General features: G+C 61.6%; 5 protein-coding genes and 1 pseudogene. 4 read left to right on the top strand and 2 right to left on the bottom strand.

What is annotated here, in order from left to right:
* Together EOA33_RS28630 and EOA33_RS39890 are read left to right on the top strand one after the other, a co-directional pair.
* Positions 1-320, top strand: a 320-nt coding sequence (locus EOA33_RS28630; protein ID WP_145989327.1) for a nucleotidyl transferase AbiEii/AbiGii toxin family protein, incomplete at its 5' end; no start/stop codon positions are given.
* The gene (locus EOA33_RS39890) at positions 317-598 is read left to right on the top strand and encodes a hypothetical protein (protein WP_127407169.1); all 282 of its coding nucleotides are present in this window, start codon (positions 317-319) and stop codon (positions 596-598) included. The genes EOA33_RS28630 and EOA33_RS39890, both read left to right, overlap by 4 nt.
* Before the next feature lie 58 nt (positions 599-656).
* On the opposite strand, the pseudogene EOA33_RS40910 reads toward EOA33_RS39890, so the two are convergent.
* Positions 657-1526, bottom strand: a pseudogene (locus EOA33_RS40910) (tyrosine-type recombinase/integrase).
* A 326-nt stretch (positions 1527-1852) separates the two neighbouring features.
* Here EOA33_RS40910 and EOA33_RS28615 point away from each other — a divergent pair.
* The gene (locus EOA33_RS28615) at positions 1853-2071 is read left to right on the top strand and encodes an ABC transporter substrate-binding protein (protein WP_127407168.1); all 219 of its coding nucleotides are present in this window, start codon (positions 1853-1855) and stop codon (positions 2069-2071) included.
* A gap of 56 nt (positions 2072-2127) precedes the next feature.
* Here the strand turns inward: EOA33_RS28615 and EOA33_RS28610 are convergent, their stop codons facing one another.
* Complete coding sequence (locus tag EOA33_RS28610) at positions 2128-3063, bottom strand: UDP-glucuronic acid decarboxylase family protein (protein WP_127407167.1); 936 nt, start codon at positions 3061-3063, stop codon at positions 2128-2130.
* Between the two features lie 248 nt (positions 3064-3311).
* Here EOA33_RS28610 and EOA33_RS39880 point away from each other — a divergent pair.
* On the top strand, positions 3312-3497 hold a 186-nt coding region (locus tag EOA33_RS39880), incomplete at its 3' end, for a hypothetical protein (protein ID WP_210212622.1).

Below are 3497 nucleotides of genomic sequence, written 5' to 3'. Positions count from 1 at the left end.
AGAATGCCGGGGCCTACGACTTTGAATGGTCATTTGGCGGCGGGACGGCGATGATGATCCAGGTCGGCGATCGCGAAAGCCACGACATCGATATCTTCCTCGACGACCCGCAACTGCTCGGGTTCATCGACCCCTCCAGACGCCAGCTGCACTTCGAAACGATCCCATCCGACTATCTGGGTGACGGAGTTCGGTTCCAGAAATTCGCCTTCGAAGGCGTCGGTGAAATCGACTTCATCGTTGCCGGAGCGCTGACAAAGACACCGTTCGACACACGCGACGTTGAAGGCAGGGGGTGCGGCTCGAGACCATTCCCGTGATCATCGCCAAAAAGATCTACTACCGAGGATCGGAAGCCAAGCCGCGCGACATTTCGATATCGCTGCTGCAGCACGGTCCCAGTTGGAGCCTCATGGTCAACGCTCTGCGCGCATTTCCAGAGCAAGTTTCGCGGACCAAGGATCGGTTGGAAAAGTTAAATCCAGAATTCGTGGAGCGTGCCATAGCACAGCTGATGATCATGCCCGACTACGAAGTGTCGGCCGCCGATAGCCTGGATACAGCGCTGGCCGTGCTCGATGAGGTGGTCGTCGCCTAAGCCTAAGAAGACCTGACCAACTAACTCCGACGATCGAGCGGGGGGAAGGGAGGGGGTGTTAGAGTCCAGACGCCTTGGTCCTTGACCCTGACTTGGTCCCTGCGGCGCTGATATTTTCGCGTCATTTCCGCTGACGCGTGACCGAGCTGCTTTTGCACATAGCGCTCGTTGACCTCGGCCGAGGAGGCGAGACCCAGCGCGCAGCGAATGCCCGGCAAATTTTTGACCGCGTTCGCCTTCCGACAGATCGCCCCGCATGCCGGCAGCGAGCGCGGTACGCTTGACCAGGCGCGCCACCTCCTGGTCGTTGAGCCGCTCGGCGCCGGCCGCCTTGCCGCGCAAGGTGACCAGAACGCCCTTGTCGGGGAAGAAGTCCACCCAGCCGCGGCCGTCCTCGGTTTGATCGCGCCAAACATCGAGGCCGACGATTTCCGAACGTCGCAGGCCGCCGGCAAAGCCGAGCAACAGCACGGCGCGATCGCGCAAGCCGCGCAGGGTTCCGCGATCCAGCGTCTCCAGCATGGCGATCAGATCCTCAGGCAGGAGGGACGTGAAGCGTGGGTGTTGCGAATACCGGCCATGACGGTGGCGATATGCCGGTCCTTGCGGTCCAGCGGCTGCCCACGCTGCGCATAGTTCCAAGCGAGCGACGAAAGCCGGCGCTCGATCGTCGACACCGAATTGGCTCTTCGATCGCCGCCGAGCTTGGCGGATGCACAGGCCGTGACGTAGAGGCCGACGACCTGAGGATCGGGGGGCGTTTCGACGCCTTGCCGTCGGCACCAACTGGCAAAATGACGCCAGTCGGAGGCGTAGGCGCGGGCCGCGTGTTCGCCGAACTGGCCGCTTCGACCTAGCCGCGTGCGCGATCAGCCAAGCCTTCAAGGTGACCCGGAAACCGACCCTTCTCGCTTGTCGGCGCCGGCAGGGGAGGGGAGGGGGAGTGTTGGCAATGCCGGTGCTGATGAGCTGTCTCGGCATCGGTAAGGCACCCGCCGACGCAACCACTCTGTCGCGCGAGCCATCGGCACCCGATCCCTATCAATTCGTCCCCTGGACCCCCGGGCCAGAGCATCCTCGTCACTAAGTTCACCGACTACGGGGGCGAGCCGGGCGCCGTCGATAACGCAACTTACGTGTCCCGCGAGCAGTCGGCGGTGCGAGCGGCAATGGTTGCGACCGGCGAAGCCGATTTGGCGTGGGGGATCTCCTCCGTCGTCGCGGATAACCCGGAGACCGACTTCACCTACCTGAATTTCGGAAACCGAGCGGCTGCGCTTCGACATCTACAAATCGCCGCTGGACGATGTGCGTGTTCGCCCGGCGATCCACTACGCCATCGAGCGCAAAGGTTTGATCGGCACCGTCAACCCAGCCACCTACCAGATCGCCCAGAAATACGTGATGCCCACGACCATCAATGGCTTCGATCCGAATGTTCAGCCCTATGAGTACAATCCCGAACGCGCGTAGCAGCTGGTTTCGCGCGCCCGCTGCTACGGTGCAAGGAAGTGAGCGGGAGGCTCTTCCTATGCCAATACCTTCCTGAAATAGGCGACCGTCTCTTTCAGACCGTCTTCGAGCGGCATGCGCGGCGCCCAGCCGAGCGCTTCCTTCGCGAGGCTGATGTCGGGCTGGCGCTGCTTCGGGTCGTCCCCGGGGAGCGGCAGGAAAGTGAGCTTCGATCGCCCGCCGACGGTCGCCAGCACTTTTTCCGCAAGTTCGAGCATGGTGAACTCGCCCGGATTGCCGATATTAACGGGACCAGTGAAGGCGGCCGGACTCCCCATTAGTCGTACCATGCCGTCGATAAGGTCGTCGACATAGCAGAAGCTCCGCGTCTGTGAGCCGTCGCCATAGATCGTGATCGGCTCGCCCGTGAGCGCCGCGACGATGAAATTCGACACCACCCGTCCGTCATTGGGATGCATGCGCGGTCCATAGGTGTTGAAGATGCGCATCACCTTGATTTGGAGGCCGACCTGACGGTGATAGTCGAAAAAGAGGGTCTCAGCGCAGCGCTTGCCTTCGTCATAGCAGCTTCTGACGCCGATCGGATTGACCCGGCCCCAATAGGATTCGACCTGCGGATGGATTTCCGGATCGCCATAGACCTCCGAGGTCGATGCCTGCAGGATGCGCGCCTTCAGCCGCTTGGCGAGCCCCAGCATGTTCATGGCGCCGTGCACGCTCGTCTTCGTCGTCTGGATCCGATTGTGCTGATAATGGACGGGCGAGGCCGGGCAGGCGAGATTGTAGATCTTGTCCACTTCCACATAGAGCGGGACAGTCACGTCGTGCCGCATCAGCTCGAAACCGGGATCGTCGAGGAGATGGCGGATATTGGCCTTCGAGCCGGTAAAGAAATTGTCGAGGCACAGAACGTCGTGCCTCTCTGAAAGGAGCTTGTCGCAGAGATGAGAGCCGAGGAAACCTGCGCCGCCGGTGACTAGGATCTTGCTCATTCTTCAGCCACGCTGTCCCGTCGATTGGTCGCAACCCTGGATCAGACCGATCTCTGCCACCGTCGCGCCGTCAAAGGCACGCGGATAAGCCGGCCGTTCCCGCTTAGCTGCCTCATGAAGCGGTTGCAGTTATTTTCCGCGTCTTTTCGTGAAGTCCATAGGGCACCCGGCGATACTCACTGCCGATCAAGTTAATGGCCCAGTCATGAATGCTTTCACCAACCTACCTCCCATGGCCGGGGCTTGGCGTGGAAAACCACCGCGCGAACGCCGTCCGGCACGCGGCCGAGGCGCTGAACGTCCATCTTGTACGAACACAGTTGACCGGGGCAGATGTCTTGCCACAGGCGCCAATCAACCCACCGGCAGCTCTCAATAAACGACTGATCGCCGCCCTCAGCGAACCGTCGCATGTGGTCCGCGGGTGCGGCTGT

It is taken from the genome of Mesorhizobium sp. M4A.F.Ca.ET.050.02.1.1, assembly GCF_003997725.1.
GTDB lineage: Bacteria > Pseudomonadota > Alphaproteobacteria > Rhizobiales > Rhizobiaceae > Mesorhizobium.
The sequence above is the reverse complement of the archived record's forward strand: the minus strand, read 5'-3'. Positions and strand labels throughout refer to the sequence as shown.